Origin of the sequence: Streptomyces sp. NPDC000410 (assembly GCF_040300305.1) — a bacterium.
Taxonomy (GTDB): domain Bacteria; phylum Actinomycetota; class Actinomycetes; order Streptomycetales; family Streptomycetaceae; genus Streptomyces.
The window spans coordinates 278,217-299,806 of sequence record NZ_JBEPDM010000003.1; the positions used below are offsets into that span (position 1 = coordinate 278,217).

The window sequence follows — 21,590 nt, forward strand, 5'->3', positions numbered from 1 at the left end:
TGACCTACGTCCGGTGTGGGAACCATTTCGCCCCGCTCGTCCGTAAGACGAGCGGGGCGGTTCGTTGTAGACGTAGAAGACGGTGCGGGAGACGAGGGGACCTCATGGATCAGGCGCCAGGAAGCCCGGACCAGCCCCAGGCGGCGAACGGGCTGCCGAGCTGCTACCGGCACCCCGGCCGGGAGACCGGCATCAGCTGCACCCGCTGCGAGAGGCCGATCTGCCATGACTGCATGGTCAGCGCCTCGGTCGGCTTCCAGTGCCCCGATTGCGTCCGCAGCGGCTCAGGCACGGGGCACGCGCCCTCGGCGAGCGCTCCCCGCACGATCGCGGGCGGTGCGGTCGCGGCCGGCGACCCGCGCCTGGTCACCAAGATCCTCATCGGTCTGAACCTCGCGGTGTTCCTCGCGGTCCTCGCCGACGGGACCCGGCTGGTCAGCGAGCTGATCCTGGTCGGGGCGTGGCCCGCGCCGCCGCAGTTCGTGTACGACGGCGTCGCCGAGGGACAGTGGTACCGGCTTCTGACGTCGGTCTTCCTGCACCAGGAGATCTGGCACATCGCCTTCAACATGCTGGGCCTGTGGTGGCTCGGCGGCCCGCTGGAGGCGGCGCTCGGGCGGTTGCGCTACGTCACGCTCTATCTGCTGTCGGGCCTGGCCGGCAGTGCGTGCGCCTATCTGCTCGCCGATCCGCAGGACGGGACGCTGGGCGCCTCCGGCGCGGTCTTCGGCCTCCTCGGCGCCACGGCCGTACTGATGCGCCGGCTCAACTACGACATGCGCCCGGTGATCGCACTCCTCGCGCTGAACCTGGTCTTCACGTTCTTCTGGAGCGGGATCTCCTGGCAGGCCCACATCGGAGGCCTCGTCGCCGGTACCGTCATCGCCTTCGGCATGGTGCACGCGCCGCGTGAGCGGCGGGCTCTGGTGCAGTTCGGGACCTGTGCGCTGGTGCTGCTCGCGGTGGTCGTGACGGTCGTTCTGAGGACTCAGGCGCTCACCTGAGCGTGAGCTATCCCCATAGTTGTCCACAGCGTGTGGCGGATCTTGTGCATTTCGTGGGGAACGGCTGTGCCCCTTGTCGCCGATCTGGGTTTTCCCAGTAGGGACAAGGGGCGAGCGGTGGTGAAGGGTGTCGCCGGTATGAGCGTCGGAGCGGCCGTCGCAGTCACACCGGCGTCAACACTCCATTCGTTATCCACAGATCGTCAGACCTTTTCCCACCGCTGTGGACAGACCTGTGGATAACTTTCTTCGTGCTGGTTACTTCCACTGGGTGGATACGGCGAAGCCGCCGGCGATGAAGCCGAAGCCGACCACGATGTTCCAGTTGCCGAAGGACTTGATGGGCAGGGTGCCGTCGGTGACATAGAAGACGACGATCCAGGCCAGCCCGATCAGGAACAGCGCCAGCATCACCGGAGCGACCCAGCTGCGATTCGTCAGCTTGATGGCGGTCGCCTGCTTCGCGGCCGGCGGCGGCGTGAAGTCGGCCTTCTTGCGGATACGTGACTTCGGCACGAGGGACTCTCCTGTCGATGCGCTGCGTGACCGCGCAGGGAAACAGTGGCAGGCGCCGGGGTGGGAGCGAGGGGGGACCACGGCCTCCCCCGGGCGTCCGTTAGCGTAGTGCTTCCGCGGCACCGTAGGAGTAAGGGTACGTTGAGCAATTCCGCCGACACCCCCCAAGGGCCGGTCCGCCGCACCACATGGCGGCCCGTCCGGCTGCTGACCGCTGCCGTTTTCGCCCTCGCCGGACTGATCTTCGTCACCAGCTTCAACACGGCCAAGGGCACCAACCTCCGCACCGACGACTCACTGCTCAAACTCTCCGACCTGATCCAGCAGCGCAGCAAGAGGAACGCCGAACTGGACGAGTCCACGGCGGCCGTACGGGGCGACGTGGACGCTCTCGCCCGCCGCGACGACGGCTCCACCAAGGCCGAGGACGACAAGCTCAGGGCTCTTGAAGAGGCCGCGGGAACCAAGAAGCTCAGCGGCCGGGCCGTCACCGTCACCCTCAACGACGCTCCCCCGAACGCCCAGGCAGCCCCCGGCTACCCCGAGCCGCAGGCCAACGACCTGGTCATCCACCAGCAGGACCTCCAGGCCGTGGTCAACGCGCTCTGGCAGGGCGGCGCCGAGGGCATCCAGGTCATGGACCAGCGGCTGATCTCCACCAGCGCCGTGCGCTGCGTCGGCAACACCCTGATCCTCCAGGGACGCGTCTACTCGCCCCCCTACAAGGTCACCGCGGTCGGCGACCCGGGAAAGCTCAAGCGCGCGCTGACCGCCTCCCCGGCGATCCAGAACTACCAGCTGTACGTGACGGCGTACGGGCTCGGCTGGAAAGTCGACGAGCACGAGGCGATGACTCTCCCCGGCTACTCGGGCACAGTGGATCTCCACTACGCGAAGCCTGTGAGTTAGCTCCCGGGGAGGGGTCGGCCGGTGTCGGTGCGACTGATCGTCAGGACCTTCAGCGAAGCCTGCGTCACGGTCGGCACGGTCATCGTGCTGTTCGTCGTGTACGTGGTGTTCTGGACCGGGGTGAAGGCCGCGGACGCGTCGCAGGGGCAGATCGAATCGCTCCAGGACGAATGGACCCGGCTGCCGCTCCAGTCCCCGCAACCTGCGAAGCCCCCGCAATCACCGCAGTCCCCGGCGGCGCCTCCCCCGCCCACCAAGGCGTACGCCGCCGGGAAACCGTTCGCCGTCATGTACATCCCCCGCTTCGGCGCGAGCTGGGACTGGCCGGTGCTGGAGGGCACGGCCGCCGGGACGCTGAAGAAGGGCCTCGGGCACTACGCGGGCACCGCCCGGCTCGGTGAGACCGGGAACTTCTCGGTGGCCGGCCACCGGCGGACGTACGGGGATCCGTTCAAGGACTTCCCGAAGCTCCGGCCGGGGGACGCGGTGGTGCTCAACGACGGGACGACCTGGTACACGTACCGCATCGAGCGGGAGCCGTACCGGACCGTCCCCAGCGATATCGCCGTCATCGACCCCGTGCCGCGCAAGTCCGGCTTTGACGGGCCGGGCCGCTATCTGACGCTCACCACCTGTGATCCCGAGTGGGGCAGCAGCCACCGGCTGATCGTCTGGGCGCACCTGGATGCCACTCAGCCTGTGACGGACGGCAAGCCGCAGGTTATCCACAGCTGACCCACACGCCTCCCGCGACCTTTAGTCTGGTCCAGTAACGAACGGAAGGGACAGCATGTACGGCTGGATCTGGCGTCATCTGCCGGGCAACGCATGGGTGCGGGCGGCTATCTCGCTCGTGCTGGTCCTCGCAGTCGTCTTCGTGCTGTTCCAGTACGTATTCCCCTGGGCGGAGCCGCTGCTTCCGTTCAACGATGTGACGGTGAACGACTAGTGAGCGCGCGCATTCTCGTCGTCGACAACTACGACAGCTTCGTCTTCAACCTCGTCCAGTACCTGTACCAGCTGGGCGCCGAGTGCGAAGTCGTGCGCAATGACGAGGTGTCCACCTCGCATGCGCAGGACGGCTTCGACGGTGTGCTGCTCTCGCCCGGGCCGGGTGCGCCCGAGCAGGCGGGGGTGTGCATCGAGATGGTCCGCCACTGCGCGGCGACCGGTGTGCCCGTCTTCGGGGTCTGCCTCGGTATGCAGTCGATGGCCGTGGCGTACGGCGGCGTCGTCGACCGCGCCCCCGAGCTGCTGCACGGCAAGACCTCCCTCGTGCTGCACGAGGGCAAGGGCGTCTTCGCCGGGCTGCCCTCCCCCTTCACCGCGACCCGCTACCACTCGCTGGCCGCCGAGCCGGGGACCGTGCCGGACGAGCTGGAGGTCACGGCGCGTACGGAGGACGGCATCATCATGGGGCTGCGCCACCGTGAATTCGCCGTCGAGGGTGTGCAGTTCCATCCCGAGTCGGTTCTCACCGAGCACGGTCATCTGATGCTCGCCAACTGGCTGGAGCAGTGCGGGGACGCGGGGGCGATCAGCCGCTCGGCAGGGCTTGCGCCGGTGGTGGGCAAGGCCCTGGCGTGAACGGCGAGGGGGGATCGCCGTGGTTCCGGGCTTCGACCGCTCCGGAGCCACAGCCGGAGCAGCAACCGCAGCCGGAGCAGCCGCAGGACTGGGCCGGCTACGGCCAGTACCCCGTCGACGACCCTGACGGGTATCAGCGGGACTGGTACGGGCAGCAGCCCCAGCCGGAGCCGGAGCTGATCGCCGAACCGGTGCCCGCAGCGGTGGCTGAGCCCGTCGCGACCGATCCCCCGCCCGCACGCGACGACGAGACCGTCGCGCTGCGGACCGCCACCGCCGCCGCCGCAGAAGCCGCCGCCGCGCCCGAGCGGCCCACCGGCGGCCGCGCGGAGCGCCGCCGTGCGGCGAAGGCGGCCAAGGGGCGAGGGAAGCGCCGAGCGGCGCCGGCACCGCCCCCCAGGCCCGAGGGAGCCGCCCCCGCCGCCCCGCTCTCCCGCGTCGAGGCCCGCCGGGCGGCCCGTGCCCAGAAGGACAGTCCGGCGGTCATCGCCAGCCGGGTCTTCGGCGAGCTCTTCATCACCGTCGGTGTGCTGATGCTGCTCTTCGTCACGTACCAGATGTGGTGGTCGAACATCTGGGCCGGCTTCCAGACCGATGACGCGACCAAGCAGATCCAGAGCGACTGGGCGAACGGCCGCAAGCCGGACGCCTTCGAGCCGGGCCAGGGCTTCGCCATCATGCACATCCCCAAGCTGGACGTCGTCGTCCCCATCGCCGAGGGCATCGACAAGCAGCGGGTCCTCGACCGGGGCATGGTCGGGCACTACGCCGAAGGCGCGCTCAAGACCGCCATGCCCTCCGACAAGCAGGGCAACTTCGCGGTCGCCGGCCACCGCAACACCCATGGCGAACCGTTCCGCTACATCAACCAGTTGCAGAGCGGCGACCCGATCGTCGTCGAGACGCAGGACGCGTACTACACGTACGAGATGGCGAGCATCCTCCCGCAGACCTCGCCGTCCAATGTCAGCGTGATAGGCCCGGTGCCGCCCGGCTCGGGCTTCACCAAGCCGGGCCGGTACATCACACTGACAACCTGTACCCCCGAATTCACCAGTACGTATCGAATGATCGTGTGGGGCAAGATGGTCGACGAACGCCCGCGCAGCAAGGGCAAACCGGACGCGCTTGTCGGCTGACCGGATGGAACGCACTTCAGAACAGGGACAGGTGCAGTGGCACGTGTGCGCAGCCGGATCGCCGGCGTCATCAGTGTTTTCGGCGAGCTGCTGATCACCGCGGGGCTGGTGCTGGGTCTCTTCGTCGTCTACTCGCTGTGGTGGACGAACGTCCTCGCCGACCGCGAGGCCAGCAAGGACAGCGACCGGGTACGCGACCACTGGGCGGGCGGCGCGGCGGGCCCCGGAGCCCTGGACACCAAGGACGGCATCGGCTTCCTTCACGTACCCGCGATGAGCGACGGCGAGGTCCTGGTCAAGAAGGGCACCGACCCCAAGACTCTCAACAACGGCGTCGCGGGCTACTACACCGACCCGATCAAGTCGGCCCTCCCGGCCGACAAGCAGGGCAACTTCTCGCTGGCGGCGCACCGTGACGGGCACGGTGCCAAGTTCCACAACATCCACAAGCTGAAGACGGGCGACGCGATCGTCTTCGAGACGAAGGACACCTGGTACGTCTACAAGGTCTTCAAGGACCTCAAGGAGACGTCGAAGTTCAACGTGGACGTGCTGAAGCCGGTCCCGAAGGAGTCCGGGAAGGCGAAGCCGGGCCGGTACATCACGCTGACGACCTGCACGCCCATCCTGACGTCCGACTACCGGTACATCGTGTGGGGTGAGCTGGAGCGTACGGAGAAGGTGGACGCGGAGCGGACGAAGCCGGCGGAGCTGCGCTGACCGTGACTGGCCCCCTTGCAGGGGGCCTGTGGTCTTAGAATGGCCGAGGCCCGAAGCCGCAACGTCGATTTGCGACTTCGGGCCTTCTGCTCCCAGGGGGCTATCGCAGCACTTGCAGGGTGGCCCCGGCGCTCCAGGCTTCGAGCAGGCCGCGGTGGACTGCGGTGACACCGCCCTGGACGGCGATGTCGAGCGCCTCGCGGGAGAACGGGCAGGTCGCCACGTACAGCGCCACGTCGGCACCGTGGAGGGTCTTCGTGCCGACGAACTTCTGCATCTCGCCGCTCCAGACGGACCGGTACGGGGCGAAGTTCTTGCACTGGACGACGATCAGGCGCCCGTCGGCCGCCCGTCCCGTGACGTCGGCACCTCGGTCGCCGCTGCCGCCCTGCACCTCGACATCGGTGCAGCCGTCGCGGCGCAGCAGCTGAGCCACGTGCTGCTCGAACTCCCGCCAGTTCATCGCGTCGATGGACGCCATGACCCCGGCGAGGCCGCGCTGCTCCTGAGCGCGCTCCAGCCGCAACAGCCGTACGTCGTGCCGGACGAGCTTGCGCTCGATGCGCCGGACGTCTTCGCGGAGGGAGATCAGGTCACGGCGCTGTTCGCCGGAGGCCTCGATGAGGGCGTTGAACATGGGGACGACGGTCTTGCCGAGGATGTGGGTGATGCGCTGATCGATGCGATCGTCGAGCGCGTCGCTGGGGCTGTGGACAGAGTTGTCCACGGGTGCGGTGCGGGCGAAGTACTCCATGTCGAGGAGGTACGTACGCACCTGGCGGGCGACCTCGCTGTCACGCAGGAGCATGGCGATGTTGAGGACGGCTCGACGGGAGTAGAGCGTGAGGCTGGAGCGGGGCTGTGGATAACTCCCTGGATAGCGTGACAGGATGTCACGCTTAAAGTCTCGCAGGTCAGAGCCCTGCAGCGTGCGCATACCGTTGGCTGCGAGCTCTTCGCGGTGACGGGACTTGATCTGTCGGATCGCCTCCACCGCGACATCGAAGTAGGCGGCCACCATCGCCGTCGTCACGTGCATGCCGTCCGGCAGCAGCGACAACGCCTTGACCTTGTCCAGCACCTCCGTGCGTTCCACCACGCCCTCGCGCAGCGACCTCGACTCCAGCAGTACCGCTTCGTTGATCACGCTCATGTCCTCTCGGCTCGTCCGTCGTGCATGCGGTGTCGAGACGGGGCCTGAACTCTCCACCCCACCTCACCCGCTCAACGAGTCGGGACATATGAAGACACGATCGGTCTTCGCTGCTATGTGCGCACTTGTGGTGCCCGGAGTGGGTAGCGAGAAGCCCCGGCGCCCTGAGAGGGCGCCGGGGCTTCTACTGGCTGCTCTTACGTCCGGAGGCCGGGGCTAGTCGCGGCGGCCGCCGATGAAGCCTCCGCCGTCGTTGCCGCCTTGGTCTCCGCCCTGGTTCCCGCCTCCGCCGATGACCGTCAGGGTGACGGGGGTGGTGGCCGGGTCGACCATGGTGCCGGGCTGCGGGTTCTGGAGGACGACCTGGGCGTTGCCGTCCTGGGAGCCCTGGATCTGGATGTTCTTGAACCCGGCCGCTTCCAGCTCCGCCCTGGCCTGGTTCAGCGTGCGGTTGGTCGCGTCAGGCATCGCGATCTGCGGTGCCTGCGCCGGGCCCTTGGAGACCTTCAGGGTCACCGTGGACTTCTGGTCGGTCTTCTCGTTGGCGGCCGGATCCTGCTCGAGGACCTCGCCGGCGGGCTTGTCGCTGTCCACGTCGATCTTGGCGACCTCGAATCCGAGAGCCTTCAGCTGGGCCTCGGCGGCGGCGTACTGCTGGCCCACCACCGGAGGAACGGTGGCCTGGGCCTTCTTCGAGACCGTGATGGTGACCATGGCCTTCTTCTCGGCCTGCGACCCGCCCTCAGGGTCCTGCTTGATGACCGTGCCGGATTCCTGGTCGGACTCCTCGTACTTGACGTCGACCTTGAAGCCCTTGTCCTCCAGCCGCTTCTTGGCGCTCTCCTCGGACACCTCGGTCACGTCCGGTACCTCGACGAGCGGCGCGCCCTCCGAGACGACGACGCTGACCGTCTCGCCCTGGTTCATCTTGCCGTTGGCCGGGGTCTGGCTGCAGACGCTGTCCTTGGGCTGGTCGCAGCGCTGTGTGCCGGACTGGACGACCTTGACGCCGGCGTTGACGCCGAGCCGCTCGGCTTCCTTGAAGGGCTGTCCGACGAGCTGCGGCACATCGACCCTGCCGCTGCCCGCGCCGTCCTCGCCGAAGACCGCCTTGCCGATGAGGATCGCGCCGACGAGCACCAGGATGCCCGCGAGCACCAGCAGGATCGTCGACGTGTTCGACTTCTTCTCGCGGCGGCGGTTCGGGCGGTCGTCATAGCCGTATCCGCCGTCGTCCGGGTTGATGGGGGGCAGCATCGACGTCTGGCCGGCCGGGTCGGCCTGGCGCAGGGCGGTCGTCGGCTGGTCGTCGCCGTGGCCGTGCGGGGCGCCGTAGCCGCCGCCGTAGCCGACCGCGCCCATCGCCGCCGTCGCCGCGACCGGCTGGCCGTCGAGGCAGGCCTCGATGTCGGCGCGCATCTCGTCGGCGGACTGGTAGCGGTAGTCGGGGTCCTTGACCAGCGCCTTCAGCACGATCGCGTCCATTTCGGGCGTGATCTCGGCGTCGAAGTTGCTGGGCGGCTGAGGCTCTTCCCGTACGTGCTGGTACGCGACCGCCACCGGGGAGTCCCCGATGAACGGCGGGCGGACGGTGAGCAGCTCGTAGAGCAGGCAGCCGGTGGAGTAGAGGTCGGAGCGCGCGTCGACCTGCTCGCCCTTGGCCTGCTCCGGGGAGAGGTACTGGGCGGTGCCGATCACGGCCGCCGTCTGGGTCATGGTCATGCCGGAGTCGCCCATGGCGCGGGCGATGCCGAAGTCCATGACCTTGACCTGACCGGTACGCGTCAGCATGACGTTCGCCGGCTTGATGTCGCGGTGGACGATGCCGGCGCGGTGCGAGTACTCCAGCGCCTGGAGGATGCCGACGGTCATCTCCAGCGTGCGCTCGGGCAGCAGCTTGCGCCCGGAGTGCAGCAGCTCTCTGAGCGTGGAACCGTCGACGTACTCCATCACGATGTACGGGATGGAGACGCCCTCTACGTAGTCCTCGCCCGTGTCGTAGACCGCGACGATGGCGGGATGATTCAGCGAGGCGGCCGACTGGGCCTCACGGCGGAACCGGGCCTGGAAGGACGGGTCACGGGCGAGATCGGCCCGCAGCGTCTTCACGGCGACGGTGCGGCCGAGCCGGGTGTCGTGGGCGAGGTAGACCTCGGCCATGCCACCACGGCCGAGCACCGAGCCCAGCTCGTACCGGCCGCCGAGGCGACGCGGCTCTTCCATAACTGTTCCAGCCCTCTCCGTCAGTCCCGACCGCACCCGTGTGTGTGGTCCGGCGGTGTGCTGTTCGCGCATACGCTACCGGGCAGGCAGCACCGCATCCGCCCATGGCCGGGACCTGATATCCGACCGGTATCGCATTGTGCGGTAAAGGGGCGGGACGGAGCCAGGCCAGTGACCGGCGTCACTCCCTGCTCTCGAGTACCGCCTTCATCACATCGCGGGCGATGGGGGCGGCGAGCCCGCCACCGCTGATGTCGTCGCGGGAGACGCCGCCGGCGTCCTCGACCACGACGGCGACGGCGACCGGGGAGCCGTGGTCGGTCTTGGCGTACGAGATGAACCAGGCGTACGGGCGCTTCTTGTTCGCGACGCCGTGCTGGGCGGTGCCGGTCTTGCCGCCGACCGTCACGCCGTCGATCGCCGCCTTCTTGCCCGTGCCGCTGTTGACGACGTTCTCCATCATCTGCTGGAGAAGCTGCGCGTTCTGCGGGGAGAGCGGACGGCTCATCTCCTCGGGCTCGGTCTTCTCGATGATGTCCAGGTCGGGCGTCTGGAGCTGGTCGACCATGTACGGCTTCATCATCTTGCCGTCGTTGGCGATCGCGGCGGTCACCATGGCCATCTGGAGCGGCGTGGCGGCGGTGTTGAACTGGCCGATGGCCGACTGGGCGTTGCCGCCCCTGTCCATGTTCCGGTCGTAGACGGAGGCGGAGGCGCGGACCGGTGTGTCGATCTCCGGGTTGTTGAAGCCGAACTTCTCCGCCGTCTCCACCATCTTGTCCCGGGAGACCTTGTCGGCGAGGTTGGCGAAGACGGAGTTGCAGGAGACTTCCAGGGCCTTGTTCAGGCTCGCCTTCTCGCAGCCGCCGTGCTGGTTGATCATCTCGGTGCGCGACAGCGGGATGAAGTACGGGTCGGGGGTGTCCGTCGGGGCGTTGATGTCCGTGACCACGCCGTGCTCCAGCGCGGCGGCGGCGGTGACGACCTTGAACGTGGAGCCGGGCGGGTAGGTCTCGCGCAGGGCGCGGTTCACCATCGGCTTGTCTTTGTCGTTCAGCAGCTTCTGGCGGTTGTCGGAGTCCTTCGTCGAGTTGCCGGCGAAGACCGAGGGGTCGTACGACGGCGTCGACGCGAGCGCCAGGATCTTGCCGGTCCGCGGGTCGATCGCCGCGACCGCGCCCTTCTTGTCGCCGAGGCCCTCGAAGGCGGCCTTCTGGGCGGCTCCGTTGAGGGTGGTGACGACGTCGCCGCCGGTCTTCTTGTCACCCGTGAACATGCCCACGGTGCGGTCGAAGAAGAGCCGGTCGTCGTTGCCGCTGAGGATGCCGTCCTCGAGCTTCTCGATCTGGTTGGCGTCGAAGGCCTGCGAGGCGAACCCGGTGACGGGGGCCCACATGGGGCCGTTGACGTAGGTGCGCTTGTACTTGAAGTCGCCGACCTTCGTCTCGACCGAGCCGGTGACGGCCTTGCCGTCGACGATGATGTCGCCGCGCTCGTAGGCGTAGCGCTCGATCTGGACGCGGCGGTTGTACTTGTGGGAGTTCAGCTCGTCGGCGCGGACGTACTGGAGCCAGTTGTCCCGGATCATCAGGGCGAGGACCAGCAGGCCGCAGAAGATCGCGATCCGGCGCAGGGGCTTGTTCACGGTCGGACCACCTGGGTCATTTCGGCGTCGGGGTTCGGGGCGGGGGCGGGCGCGGGCCGGCGGGCGGTGTCGCTGATCCGGATCAGGATGCCGATCAGGGCCCAGTTCGCGATCACGGATGATCCACCGGCCGCGAGGAACGCCATGGTCATACCGGTGAGCGGGATGAGCCCCATCACACCGCCGGCGACGACGAAGACCTGGAGGGCGAAGGCGCCGGAGAGGCCGATCGCGAAGAGCTTGCCGAAGGGGTCGCGGGCGGCGAGGGCCGTGCGGACGCCGCGCTCGATGATCAGGCCGTACAGCAGCAGGAACGCCATCACTCCGGCGAGGCCGAGCTCCTCGCCGACGGTGGCGAAGATGAAGTCGGAGTTGGCGGCGAACTGGATGAGGTCGGAGTTGCCCTGGCCGAGACCGGTGCCGAGGGTGCCGCCGGAGCCGAACGACATCAGCACCTGCGCCATCTGCTGGCAGGCGGCCGACCCCTCCTCGTAACAGGTCCCGAAGGGGTCCTGCCAGGCGGCGACACGGGCCTGGACGTGGCCGGCGAAGGAGGCGACCGCGACCGCGCCGCCGACGGACATCAGCAGGCCGATGACGATCCAGCTGGTCCGCTCGGTGGCGACGTACAGCATGATCACGAACATGCCGAAGAAGAGCAGCGAGGTGCCGAGGTCGTTCTCGAAGACCAGGATGAGCAGGCTCATCGCCCAGATCGTGAGGATCGGGCCGAGGTCGCGGCCGCGCGGCAGGTAGAGGCCCATGAAGCGGCGGCTCGCGAGGGCGAGCGCGTCGCGCTTGACCATCAGGTAGCCGGAGAAGAAGACCGCGATGACGATCTTCGCGAACTCGCCGGGCTGGATGGAGAAGCCGCCGACGCGGATCCAGATCTTGGCGCCGAAGACGTCCGCGCCGAGGCCGGGGACGATCGGCAGGATGAGCAGTACCAGCGAGGCCACCATCGAGATGTACGTGAAGCGCTGCAGGACGCGGTGGTCCTTGAGGACGAGCAGTACGGCGACGAACAGCGCGATGCCGAGTGCCGAGTACATCAGCTGGTTGGTGGCCTGGGGTGCGAAATCGTTTCGCGCCAGCAGCCTCGGTGACTGGTCGAGGCGCCAGATCAGCACCAGGCCGAGCCCGTTGAGCAGGGTCGCCAGCGGCAGCAGGAGCGGGTCGGCGTACTTCGCGAACTTCCGCACCACGACATGGGCGACGGTCGCCATCGCGCCGAGACCGAGACCGTAGCCGAGCATGCCGGGGGGCACCTCGCCGTCGAGCGCGAGGCCGACGTTGAGGTACGCGAAAACCGGGATCGCGACGGCGAACGCGAGCAGGACGAGCTCGGTGTTCCGTCGGCTCGGTGCTTCGATCGCGCCGATGGTGGTCGTGTTGGTGACAACGCTCATGGTGGAGAAAGGCCCCCTACGGGTTTACGGCTATGCCGCTTACTGCTTGCCGCAGTTCGAGGCCAGCTTCTGCTCCTCTTCCGAGAGGGTGGGGCCCGGAGTGGGAGTTGCTGCGGTCGGCTTGGTCTTGGCGGACTGGGTCGAGGGGTTGGCGCCGGTGGTGCCACCGGCCTCGCCCTCACCGATCGATGCGCCTGCCGCGCGGTCGGCGGTGCGGCGCTGCTCTTCCTTCTTGCAGGCGGAGGCCTGGGTGGCGAGCTGCTCGATCTTGGCGCGCGCGTCTGTGAGGCTGCCCTCGGTGATCGTCTGCTCGACGTTCTTGCGCTGGTTGGGCGGCAGGTACTTGAGTTCGATCTCGGGGTGGTCCTTCTCGACCTTCGAGAGCGAGACCCAGCCCAGGTCCTGGCTGAGGCCCCGGTAGAGCGCGACGTGGTCCTCGTTGGCGCCGACGTAGTACTGCGTCTGCGTCCAGCGCCAGGATCCGTACAGTCCGCCGCCGACGACTCCGAGCGCGAGGGCGATGAAGAGCGAGCGCTTCAGCCACTTGCGGCGGGGGCGCGGCTTGATGAAGTCCTCGTCCGTGTAGGCCCCGAAGGTGCCCTGGGGGGGCATCCCGCCGTAGCCGACGTCGTCGCCGCTGCCGGGCGGGCCGAAGCCGGCGCCCGGGGGCGGCGGGACGGGGCGGCCGAGGCCGGAGGCGCGTCCCGCGGGGGTCTGCATGGCCCCGCCGTCGTTCGGCTGGATCTGGTTCTCGGCGACGGCGCCGACGATCACGGGGGTGTCGTTGAGCTGTCCCGCGAGGGTGTCGCCGCCGTCGACGTCGAGGACGTCCGCGATGATCACCGTGATGTTGTCCGGGCCGCCGCCGCGCAGGGCGAGCTGGATCAGCTCCTGCACGGTCTCCTGGGGGCCCTGGTAGCTGGCGAGGGTGTCCTCCATCGTCTGGTGCGAGACGACGCCGGACAGTCCGTCGGAGCAGATCAGATAGCGGTCGCCGGCCCGCACCTCGCGGATGGAGAGATCGGGCTCGACGTGGTCGCCGCTGCCCAGCGCGCGCATCAGCAGGGAGCGCTGCGGGTGGGTCGTGGCCTCTTCCTCCGTGATCCGGCCCTCGTCGACCAGGCGCTGCACCCAGGTGTGGTCCTGGGTGATCTGGGTCAGTACGCCGTCACGGAGCAGGTACGCGCGGGAGTCGCCGACGTGTACGAGTCCGAGGCGCTGACCGGTCCACAGCAGCGCGGTGAGGGTGGTCCCCATGCCTTCGAGCTGGGGGTCCTCCTCGACCATGGCGCGCAGCTGGTCGTTCGCCCGCTGCACGGCCGTGCCGAGCGAGGTGAGGATGTCGGAGCCGGGCACGTCGTCGTCGAGCTGGACGAGGGTGGAGATCACCTCGGAGGAGGCGACCTCACCGGCGGCCTGGCCGCCCATGCCGTCGGCGATCGCGAGAAGGCGGGGACCGGCGTAGCCGGAGTCCTCGTTGCCCTCCCGGATCATGCCCTTGTGCGATCCGGCGGCGAAGCGCAGGGACAGACTCATGCGCACCTGCCCTGTCGACGCTGCCTCGGGGTACAGCCGGTCTCGAGCCACACTGCCCACCCTCCGGTCGGGAGCCGCCTGTCCAGGTCCGCGGCCGGGACCGCTGTGGGGTCCGCTGTGGGGACCACCGTGGCTCGCTCGCTCCGCTCGCTCATTGTCGTACTACTTCCGCAGCTCGATGACGGTCTTGCCGATGCGGATCGGCGCGCCCAGCGGAATCGGCGTCGGCGTGGTGAGCCGGGCCCGGTCGAGATAGGTGCCGTTGGTGGACCCGAGGTCCTCGACGATCCACTGGCCGTCACGGTCCGGGTAGATCCTGGCATGCCGGCTGGACGCGTAGTCGTCGTCCAGCACGATCGTCGAATCGTGTGCGCGGCCCAGGGTGATCGTCTGGCCCTGGAGGGCGACCGTGGTGCCGGTGAGGCTGCCCTCGGACACGACCAGCTTGGTGGGCGCCCCGCGGCGCTGCCTGGCGGCCTGCTGGCGCTGCTGCGGCGGCGCGGCCGGCTGGCGGGCGGCCTGCTGCGGCCGCGCGTCGGCGCCGCGGCGGGAGCCGCGTTGCGTGACGCGCGTACCGAACAGGTCGCTGCGAATGACCTGGACGGCCACGATGACGAACAGCCACAGAACGGCCAGGAAACCCAGCCGCATGACCGTAAGGGTCAGCTCTGACATTGCCCCCGCTTCACCCTTCGGCTTGCCGGTAAACGATGGTGGTGCTGCCCACGACGATCCGCGAGCCGTCGCGGAGCGTAGCGCGGGTGGTGTGCTGCCCGTCTACCACGATGCCGTTGGTGGACCCGAGATCCTGGATCGTCGAGGGCGTTCCGGTCCGGATCTCGCAGTGGCGGCGGGATACGCCGGGGTCGTCGATCCGCACGTCGGCCTCGGTGCTGCGGCCCAGCACGAGCGTCGGGCGGGAGATCTGGTGGCGGGTGCCGTTGATCTCGATCCAGCGGCGCACCTGGACGCCCGGCATCGGGCCGGGGCCGGGTGCCGGGCGGCCGGCGGTGGGAGCGGGTCCCGGCCGGTTCGGCCCGGGCGGCGGGGCGGCCGGCATGGGCGGAGCGCCCGCCGGGGGGTAGCCGTAGCCGCCGCGGGCGCCGCCCTGGGGGGCGGCGGGAGCGGACGGGCCGGCGGGAGCACGGTCCGGGGACTGTGACGTACTCGACGCGAGCGTACGGCTGCGTACCCGGTACAGACCGGTGTCGAGGTCGTCGGCCTTCTCCAGATGGACCTTGATCGGGCCCATGAAGGTGTACCGCTGCTGCTTGGCGTAGTCGCGGACCAGGCCGGAGAGCTCGTCGCCGAGCTGGCCCGAGTAGGGGCTGAGGCGCTCGAAGTCCGGCGCGCTCAGCTCCACGATGAAGTCGTTGGGGACGACGGTCCGCTCGCGGTTCCAGATCGTCGCGTTGTTGTCGCACTCGCGCTGGAGGGCGCCCGCGATCTCGACGGGCTGGACCTCGGACTTGAAGACCTTGGCGAAGGTGCCGTTGACCAGGCCTTCGAGCCGCTGTTCGAAACGCTTCAGGACTCCCATGGGGCACCTCCTCCGTCGTTGCCGTCCTGGTACTGCTTACTGATCGTATCCACGCGTCGGGAAATCGGCTGGTTCCCCTTGTCTGCCCCGTCGATGAGTGTCACCTCTCACACGGATCGTAGAGGCGGCCTCCTCACAGTGTCCCGCACCCGGGGTGCGACCTGGAGGAGCGGGGGGAGGCGGGCCGTCCTCCGCCCGTCCTGCCTCGCGCACGTCGTGCCCCTCTCCGCCGCCCGGCCTTCTTCTCCGCCGCCTCCCTTCTTCTCTCCGCAGTGGTGGAGGGCCGAAACAAACGGATGTGAATGCACCCTGCGCAGCGTGCTAATCTTCTGCATGTCGCCAGGCGCTCGCACCGAACAAGGTGAGGGACAAGGCGGCAACACCCAATGCGCGGGTGGCGGAATAGGCAGACGCGCTGGATTCAGGTTCCAGTGCCCGCAAGGGCGTGGGGGTTCAACTCCCCCCTCGCGCACCAGGAGACACGGGTCTCCGTCAGGACGAAAGTCCTGGCGGAGGCCCGTTTTTCGTTGTTCACAGGGTGTTGTGGTCCGAGGCGAGGGCCCGATTTTGACGTGTTCAACGTGAAAGAGCCCACATCGTGACATACCTCATGATGTGGGCCCTAGTTCTTGGTCGATCTTCAGCTGGTGCGGTCGGAGTTGACCGACGGCCGGCCGGCGCGAGGCAGCCGGTGGGTGTCCTCCTGCCCCTTTCGGCGGCGCTCACCTGGCAGGACCGGCCGGAGTCGCGCAGCGTGGCTGCCAGTGGCACGCAGAAAGGCGGAACGACATGAACGGGCAGAATGCGGCTCCGCGCGTGGTGGTGGGCATCGACGGCTCGTCCTCGTCACATGCCGCGCTGCGGTGGGCGGTCCGGCATGCCGGCCTGATCGGAGGGGTCGTGGAAGCGGTGGCGGCCTACGAGCTGCCCGGTGCGCACGGATGGTCGGCGCCGGCGGTGGACGTCGATTTCGACAAGCAGGCCGCCAACCAGGGGCTGGTCGACGAGATCCGCGAGGTGCTCGGCGAGTCGGGAGTGTCCCAGGTACGGGAGCGTCTGCTGCGCGGCAACCCCGCCGAGGTGCTGCTGGATGTGTCCGAGGGGGCCGAGGCGCTGGTGGTGGGCAGTCGGGGCCGGGGAGGTTTCGCTCGTGTGCTGCTCGGCTCGGTGAGTCAGCAGTGTGCGCTGCACGCGACGTGTCCGGTGGTGATCGTACGTTCGGACGTCCGTGCCGGGGGCGCCACGTCCAAGTCCTCGTGAAGCAGTCCGCGGCGGCTCGGCTCAGGGCGTTCAGACACCTGACATCAGCGTGGACCGTCACCGAAGGTCCTGTCAGCGAATGTCGAGGATGTCGGTCACCGGCCGCCGGGGAGTCGCCGGACCTTCCGGCCCGTACCCGAGGCGGATCACCATCTGGACGTGGCCCATCGCCGTACCGGGGTCACGCACGGCCCAGCGCAGCTCGGGCCATTCCAACGGCTGGGAGGTCAGCGATGTGACCAGGCCGTCCTGGGTGGCCTGAAGCAGCACTCTCTCCATCGCCTGGCCGACCCGCAGCCAGTCGACCGGCCGGTCGCCGGTGGTGCCCAGCAGCGCGAGAGTGGGCCACTTCTCGAACGTGGCCGCCTCCCGGCCGGGCACCGGTCGCCCGCCGGCGAAGTCCCGCACCGGGGACGTCACGTCCCGTTGGCGAGGACCGAACGCGTAGGCGGGGATCCCCCCGTTCCGCGAGTCGTCCTCTTCCGCCCCCCCGTGCCGGTCCACCGGGCCAGCTCCTCCCGGGCCTCGGGGTCGAGCGACTCGCGCCCCTCGGCGTCGTGAACCAGGTCGAGCACCTCTCGGACATGCCAGGCCTTGGGGACGTGCAGCCGGGCGCCTTCGAGGAGCGCCGCGCCGCGCAGTCCGTCCAGCACTTCCACCGGAATCTCCTCGTCGGTGAAAGGGAAGCGGCTGGTGTGTCGACGGCGGATCGCCGGGTGGAGGCCGGCGAGATCGTCGTCCGGGCGCCTGGGCAGGTCGAGGCGGACCTCGGCGAGGAGCCAGGGGTCGGCGGGATCGGGGAGCAGCGTGGTGACTGGCTCCCTGCCCGCGTGAGCGACGGCCACGCGCAGGTTGAAGGGGGCCGCGCCGCACCCGAGGTGCAGGGCACGATGCGCCGGGTCGGCCTTCGGCAGCGCGCGATCCAGGTCGGCGTGCAGCTGCAGCGAACCCTTGTCCCGCAGGAAGCGGAACCTCCACGGCTGGGCGTTGTGCATGGACGGAGCCGCCGTGGCGTCCTCGACGAGGGCTGTCACGGAGGCCGCGTCGATCGGTGTCAGGGACACAGGGTCCTCTCGTGGCTGCCGGTCAAGCCGCTCCCGGTCACCAGCGTGGAGCGTCCGGCGCTTCGCCGCAAAAGGGACCTCTGTCCTGCCGCGGACCTGCCAAGGCGTCCGAGTGCGCGCTTGCCGTGGTCGCAGGCGCCGAGGCTCGAGTTGGTTTGTGCCGACGGGGGCCGTGTCATGGAGTGCCGCTGTCGGTTATTTTTGTCGATTTGCCCTGTTAAGTTTTGAATTGAAGTAGCAGGATAGGCAGAACGCGACGGGTTCGAGAGCTGCTACTGCCGGGCATGTGCGTGACGCATGCGGTCCGGGAGACGCGCGGCCGGACCGGACGTCGTTTCCGAAGGAAAATCGACAGCGGATCGCACTGACTGCAGGTGAACGACGCATGTTTTCGTGTTTCTGTGACCCGACCCAGCTCCAGGCGCAGGCCCATGACCTTCTGTGGGAGCTGTCGTGATCGGCGGCGGGGAGGGCCCCGCGGCCACCCCGGCCGGCACGGTGTCCGTCGCGGACACCGCGTCCACGGATGAGGATGCGGTCGCGGTCCATACGGAGACGCTGCTGGCCGAGGTGCTCGCGGGGGTCCTGCGCACCGAGCAGGTACCGGTCGACGGTCACTTCTTCAATGATCTGGGCGCCGATTCCATGGTGATGGCGCAGTTCTGCGCCCGGGTGCGCAAGCGGGACGACCTGCCCAGAGTGTCGATGAAGGACATCTACCGGAACTCCACGATCCGGAGCCTGGTGGCCGCGCTCGACATTCCTCCGGCCGGTGATTCGGCGTCGGTGTTGGTGTCCGCGTCGGGGTCGGTGGAGGCGGAGGAGCCGGCTTCGGCGTCGGTGGAGCCGCAGGCGCCGGACGGAGCGGCGGCACCGGCAGCCGCGCGTACGTGGCACTACATCCTGTGCGGGGTGCTCCAGCTGCTGCTGTTCCTCGGAATGTCCCTCCTCATCGCCTACGTGGCGATGCTCGGATACGAGTGGATAGGCGCCGGTTCGGGTGTGGTCGACTTCTATCTGCGGGCGGCCCTGTTCGCCGGCCTGGCCTTCGTGGGCCTGTGTGCCCTTCCCGTCGTCGCCAAATGGACGCTCGTCGGGCGCTTCACTCCCCGCCGGATCCCGGTGTGGAGCCCGGGCTACGTCCGCTTCTGGTGCGTGAAGACCCTGATCCGTAGCAGTCCGATGCGCCTGTTCACCGGTACGCCGCTGTACGTGCTGTATCTGAAGGCGCTGGGCGCCCACATCGGCCGCGGCGTCGCGATCCTCTCCCGCAGTGTGCCGGTGTGCGCCGACCTGCTGACCATCGAGGAAGGCACCGTCATCCGCAAGGACGTGCTGTTCTCCTGCTACCGGGCACATGCCGGGGTGATCGAGACGGGTCCGGTCACCCTCGGGCGGAACGTGACCGTCAGCGAACAGACCGTCCTCGACATCGATACGTCGATGGGCGACGGGGCCCAGCTGGGCCACGCCTCGTCTCTGCAGTCGGGGCAGGCCGTCCCGGCCGGTGAGTCGTGGCACGGCTCACCGGCGCAGCCGGCGGGGACCGACTACCGGGCCGTCGAGCCCACCGAGTGCGGAACCCTGCGCAAGGCCCTCTACACCGCCGCGCAGCTCCTTGTGGTGCTGGGTGTGTACCTGCCCCTGGTGCTGGGCGGCGTGGGCCTGCTGTTCACCGCGGTGCCGCAGTTGAACGTGCTGCTGCATCCGGAGCCGGCCTTCACGAGCCCGGGGTTCTACCTCGACGCGCTGATCGCCTCGTTGGTGGCCTTCTTCGGCGGCATGCTGGTGAGCCTGCTGACGGTGAACGCGGTGCCGCGGATGCTCGGCCCGGCGATCAAGCCCGGCAAGATCTACCCGCTGTACGGCTTCCACCACGGTCTGCAGCGCGCACTCGTGCGGCTGACCAATGTCAGGTTCTTCGTCCTGCTCTTCGGGGACAGTTCCGCGATCGTCCACTATCTGCGCTGCCTCGGGTACGACCTGTGCGGTCTCCAGCAGACCGGATCGAACTTCGGCTCGCAGGTGAAGCACGACACCCCGTACCTGAGCCAGGTCGGCACCGGAACGATGGTCGCCGACGGTCTGTCGATCATCAACGCCGAGTTCTCCAGTACGTCCTTCCGCCTCTCCCGGGTCGCGATAGGGCCGAGCAACTTCCTCGGCAACAACATCGCCTACCCCACACGCGGCCGGACCGGCGACAACTGCCTGCTCGCGACGAAAGTCATGGTCCCCATCGACGGGCCGGTCCGTGAGGGCGTGGGCCTGCTCGGCTCGCCCAGCTTCGAGATCCCGCGCACGGTGCTGCGCGACAACAGGTTCAACGACCTGGCCACCGGCGATGAGCTGCGCCGCCGCCTGGCGGCCAAGAACAGGCACAACGCGCTCACCGCGAGCCTGTACCTGCTGATGCGGTGGTTCCACTTCTTCGTCGTCGCGGTCATCGCCCTGGCCGCCATCGATCTCTACCACGCCGTCGGAGTGCCGGCGGTCGCGCTGATCGGACTCATGAGTCTGACCTTCACCGTCGTCTTCTACGCGCTGGTGGAACGGGTCGTCACCGGCTTGCAGCCGGTGAAGCCGCTGTACTGCTCGATCTACGAGCCCTCCTTCTGGCGCCACGAGCGCTTCTGGAAGCTGACGACGCACCGGTACATGCAGCTGTTCAACGGCACCCCGTTCAAGAACGTCGTCTGGCGCCTGCTGGGTGTCAGGATCGGCCGCCGGGTCTTCGACGACGGCTGCTCACTGATCGAGCGGACCCTCGTCACGATCGGCGACGGCTGCACGCTCAACGCCGGGACCGTCATCCAGACCCATTCCCAGGAGGACGGCGCCTTCAAGAGCGACCACGCCAGGCTGGGCGCCGGTGTGACCCTCGGCGTCGGGGCGTTCGTGCACTACGGCACCACGATCGGCGACCAGGCGCAGCTTGCCGCCGACTCCTTCCTGATGAAGGGCGAGGAGGTCCCCTCGCACGCGGGGTGGACCGGAAACCCGGCCCGGGAAGGAGCGGCCCCGCGAGGAACTGCGCGAGAAGCTGCCCAGATACGAGCGGGAGGCGCGGGTGTGCGCCGATGACGAACTGCGCGCCGGTCGAACTGCACGTGGTGCCGGTCGGACTGCACGTGGTTCAGCGCACGCGGAGCGTTCAGCGCACGCGAAGCAGGCGCGGTTCGGTCTTTCGTCCGATGTCGATGTGCTCGACGGTGTCGAGGCCCGGGTGGGACGAGAGCGGGACGCGGTCCAGCTGGACGTCCCAGCCGCCGTCGCGTCGCGAGGTGAGGGTGACCGCGGACAGGGGCTGCACGTCGACGTGCCAGAAGGCTCTCGCCGGCAGGGACAGAGCGTGCACGAGCGCGGCCCGTACGACGGCCGGTTCGGCGACGGCCAGGACACGGCCGGTGTCGGACGGCAGGCTGCTCAGCCAGTCCGCGACGCGTTCGCAGAGCCCGCGTACGGTCTCGCCTCCGTGCGGTGCGGCGTCCGGGTCGGTGAGCCAGGTGGAAAGGCCGTAGGGGTCGGTGTCGGCGATCTCGCGGACCTTACGGCCGCGCCACGTGCCGTAGTCGACATCGCGCAGCGCGAGCTCGGGCCTGGTCACCAGGCCGAGCGCGCGAGCGGTCTGCGCGCAGCGGGCCGACGGCGCCCGGAGGGCCAGCGCGTGGGGAGGCAGCGCTGCTCCGGAGGCGCCTGCGGCATGCAGGCCACGCTCATCCACAGGACCGTCACCGAAGGCCGCGTCCAAGGCGGCGTCCACGGCGGGCGTACAGACGAAAGTCAGGCGGACCGTCATGGCACGTACCTCCTTCCTGGTCCGGCGGAACGCCGGACGGTGGAGAACCCGGCAAGCGGGGCGAACAGGGCGGCGGGAGACCGCCA

At 68.8% G+C, this 21,590-nt stretch carries 18 protein-coding genes, 1 tRNA gene and 1 pseudogene; 10 read left to right on the plus strand and 10 right to left on the minus strand.

Features of this window, described 5'->3' with window-relative positions; genetic code table 11:
• Window positions 1–104 precede the first annotated feature (104 nt).
• Entirely contained in the window at window positions 105–1,004 is a 900-nt protein-coding gene (locus tag ABT342_RS06665) for a rhomboid family intramembrane serine protease (protein ID WP_351567952.1), read from the plus strand.
• A gap of 258 nt (window positions 1,005–1,262) precedes the next feature.
• Here ABT342_RS06665 and crgA read toward each other — a convergent pair whose 3' ends face one another.
• The gene (crgA, locus tag ABT342_RS06670; RefSeq protein ID WP_351567955.1) at window positions 1,263–1,520 is read right to left on the minus strand and encodes a cell division protein CrgA; all 258 of its coding nucleotides are present in this window, start codon (window positions 1,518–1,520) and stop codon (window positions 1,263–1,265) included.
• Between the two features lie 141 nt (window positions 1,521–1,661).
• Here crgA and ABT342_RS06675 point away from each other — a divergent pair, with 141 nt between their 5' ends.
• From ABT342_RS06675 to ABT342_RS06700, 6 genes are read left to right on the plus strand one after another with little or no spacing between them, the layout of a single operon-like run.
• On the plus strand, window positions 1,662–2,429 hold the full coding sequence (locus tag ABT342_RS06675; RefSeq protein ID WP_351567958.1) for a DUF881 domain-containing protein: 768 nt from the start codon (window positions 1,662–1,664) through the stop codon (window positions 2,427–2,429).
• Between the two features lie 21 nt (window positions 2,430–2,450).
• Window positions 2,451–3,164: a class E sortase gene (locus ABT342_RS06680; protein WP_351567961.1), complete on the plus strand. Its 714-nt coding sequence runs from the start codon at window positions 2,451–2,453 to the stop codon at window positions 3,162–3,164.
• Window positions 3,165–3,219: 55 nt separating this feature from the next.
• Window positions 3,220–3,378: a hypothetical protein gene (locus ABT342_RS06685; protein ID WP_351567964.1), complete on the plus strand. Its 159-nt coding sequence runs from the start codon at window positions 3,220–3,222 to the stop codon at window positions 3,376–3,378.
• Window positions 3,378–4,016 carry an aminodeoxychorismate/anthranilate synthase component II gene (locus tag ABT342_RS06690; RefSeq protein WP_351567967.1) on the plus strand — a complete coding sequence of 213 codons (639 nt, stop codon included), beginning with the start codon at window positions 3,378–3,380 and terminating at the stop codon, window positions 4,014–4,016. The genes ABT342_RS06685 and ABT342_RS06690 overlap by 1 nt, the downstream gene beginning before the upstream one ends.
• Window positions 4,013–5,155 carry a class E sortase gene (locus ABT342_RS06695; RefSeq protein ID WP_351567970.1) on the plus strand — a complete coding sequence of 381 codons (1,143 nt, stop codon included), beginning with the start codon at window positions 4,013–4,015 and terminating at the stop codon, window positions 5,153–5,155. Before ABT342_RS06690 ends, ABT342_RS06695 begins: the two co-directional genes overlap by 4 nt.
• Window positions 5,156–5,191: 36 nt before the next feature.
• Window positions 5,192–5,875, plus strand: a complete 684-nt coding sequence (locus tag ABT342_RS06700; RefSeq protein WP_351567973.1) for a class E sortase — start codon at window positions 5,192–5,194, stop codon at window positions 5,873–5,875.
• 100 nt (window positions 5,876–5,975) lie between these two features.
• On the opposite strand, the gene ABT342_RS06705 is transcribed toward ABT342_RS06700, so the two are convergent.
• The 7 genes from ABT342_RS06705 to ABT342_RS06735 all read right to left on the minus strand — a co-directional run bounded on the left by ABT342_RS06705 (window position 5,976) and on the right by ABT342_RS06735 (window position 15,381).
• Complete coding sequence (locus ABT342_RS06705; RefSeq protein ID WP_351567976.1) at window positions 5,976–7,028, minus strand: restriction endonuclease; 1,053 nt, start codon at window positions 7,026–7,028, stop codon at window positions 5,976–5,978.
• 216 nt (window positions 7,029–7,244) lie between these two features.
• Window positions 7,245–9,251, minus strand: a complete 2,007-nt coding sequence (gene pknB / locus ABT342_RS06710) for a Stk1 family PASTA domain-containing Ser/Thr kinase (protein ID WP_351567978.1) — start codon at window positions 9,249–9,251, stop codon at window positions 7,245–7,247.
• 181 nt (window positions 9,252–9,432) lie between these two features.
• Entirely contained in the window at window positions 9,433–10,896 is a 1,464-nt protein-coding gene (locus ABT342_RS06715) for a peptidoglycan D,D-transpeptidase FtsI family protein (protein ID WP_351567980.1), read from the minus strand.
• Window positions 10,893–12,305, minus strand: a complete 1,413-nt coding sequence (locus tag ABT342_RS06720) for an FtsW/RodA/SpoVE family cell cycle protein (protein WP_351567982.1) — start codon at window positions 12,303–12,305, stop codon at window positions 10,893–10,895. The genes ABT342_RS06715 and ABT342_RS06720 overlap by 4 nt, the downstream gene beginning before the upstream one ends.
• Window positions 12,306–12,344: 39 nt before the next feature.
• Window positions 12,345–13,841 (minus strand): Stp1/IreP family PP2C-type Ser/Thr phosphatase, encoded by a 1,497-nt coding sequence (locus ABT342_RS06725; RefSeq protein ID WP_351567984.1) that lies wholly within the window; start codon window positions 13,839–13,841, stop codon window positions 12,345–12,347.
• Window positions 13,842–14,003: 162 nt separating this feature from the next.
• Window positions 14,004–14,516: an FHA domain-containing protein FhaB/FipA gene (locus tag ABT342_RS06730; RefSeq protein ID WP_351567987.1), complete on the minus strand. Its 513-nt coding sequence runs from the start codon at window positions 14,514–14,516 to the stop codon at window positions 14,004–14,006.
• A gap of 10 nt (window positions 14,517–14,526) precedes the next feature.
• On the minus strand, window positions 14,527–15,381 hold the full coding sequence (locus tag ABT342_RS06735) for an FHA domain-containing protein (RefSeq protein WP_351567990.1): 855 nt from the start codon (window positions 15,379–15,381) through the stop codon (window positions 14,527–14,529).
• 388 nt (window positions 15,382–15,769) lie between these two features.
• Here ABT342_RS06735 and ABT342_RS06740 point away from each other — a divergent pair.
• Both ABT342_RS06740 and ABT342_RS06745 read left to right on the plus strand, forming a co-directional pair.
• Window positions 15,770–15,856 (plus strand) — tRNA-Leu (locus ABT342_RS06740).
• Window positions 15,857–16,170: 314 nt separating this feature from the next.
• The gene (locus tag ABT342_RS06745; RefSeq protein WP_351567993.1) at window positions 16,171–16,641 is read left to right on the plus strand and encodes a universal stress protein; all 471 of its coding nucleotides are present in this window, start codon (window positions 16,171–16,173) and stop codon (window positions 16,639–16,641) included.
• Between the two features lie 72 nt (window positions 16,642–16,713).
• Here the strand turns inward: ABT342_RS06745 and ABT342_RS06750 are convergent.
• Window positions 16,714–17,705: pseudogene (locus ABT342_RS06750) on the minus strand (Acg family FMN-binding oxidoreductase).
• Between the two features lie 441 nt (window positions 17,706–18,146).
• On the opposite strand from ABT342_RS06750, the gene ABT342_RS06755 reads away from it, so the two are divergent.
• Window positions 18,147–20,789 (plus strand): Pls/PosA family non-ribosomal peptide synthetase, encoded by a 2,643-nt coding sequence (locus ABT342_RS06755; protein WP_502965473.1) that lies wholly within the window; start codon window positions 18,147–18,149, stop codon window positions 20,787–20,789.
• 70 nt (window positions 20,790–20,859) lie between these two features.
• On the opposite strand, the gene ABT342_RS06760 is transcribed toward ABT342_RS06755, so the two are convergent.
• The gene (locus tag ABT342_RS06760) at window positions 20,860–21,504 is read right to left on the minus strand and encodes a histidine phosphatase family protein (protein ID WP_351567996.1); all 645 of its coding nucleotides are present in this window, start codon (window positions 21,502–21,504) and stop codon (window positions 20,860–20,862) included.
• Window positions 21,505–21,590 lie beyond the last annotated feature (86 nt).

Coding starts and splice junctions, on each gene's coding strand:
- ABT342_RS06665 (WP_351567952.1), top strand. CDS start 105: ATGGATCAGGCGCCAGGAAGCCCGGACCAGCCCCAGGCGGCGAACGGG.
- ABT342_RS06685 (WP_351567964.1), top strand. CDS start 3,220: ATGTACGGCTGGATCTGGCGTCATCTGCCGGGCAACGCATGGGTGCGG.
- ABT342_RS06705 (WP_351567976.1), bottom strand. CDS start 7,028: ATGAGCGTGATCAACGAAGCGGTACTGCTGGAGTCGAGGTCGCTGCGC.
- pknB (WP_351567978.1), bottom strand. CDS start 9,251: ATGGAAGAGCCGCGTCGCCTCGGCGGCCGGTACGAGCTGGGCTCGGTG.
- ABT342_RS06720 (WP_351567982.1), bottom strand. CDS start 12,305: ATGAGCGTTGTCACCAACACGACCACCATCGGCGCGATCGAAGCACCG.
- ABT342_RS06725 (WP_351567984.1), bottom strand. CDS start 13,841: ATGAGTCTGTCCCTGCGCTTCGCCGCCGGATCGCACAAGGGCATGATC.
- ABT342_RS06730 (WP_351567987.1), bottom strand. CDS start 14,516: ATGTCAGAGCTGACCCTTACGGTCATGCGGCTGGGTTTCCTGGCCGTT.
- ABT342_RS06735 (WP_351567990.1), bottom strand. CDS start 15,381: ATGGGAGTCCTGAAGCGTTTCGAACAGCGGCTCGAAGGCCTGGTCAAC.
- ABT342_RS06745 (WP_351567993.1), top strand. CDS start 16,171: ATGAACGGGCAGAATGCGGCTCCGCGCGTGGTGGTGGGCATCGACGGC.
- ABT342_RS06760 (WP_351567996.1), bottom strand. CDS start 21,504: ATGACGGTCCGCCTGACTTTCGTCTGTACGCCCGCCGTGGACGCCGCC.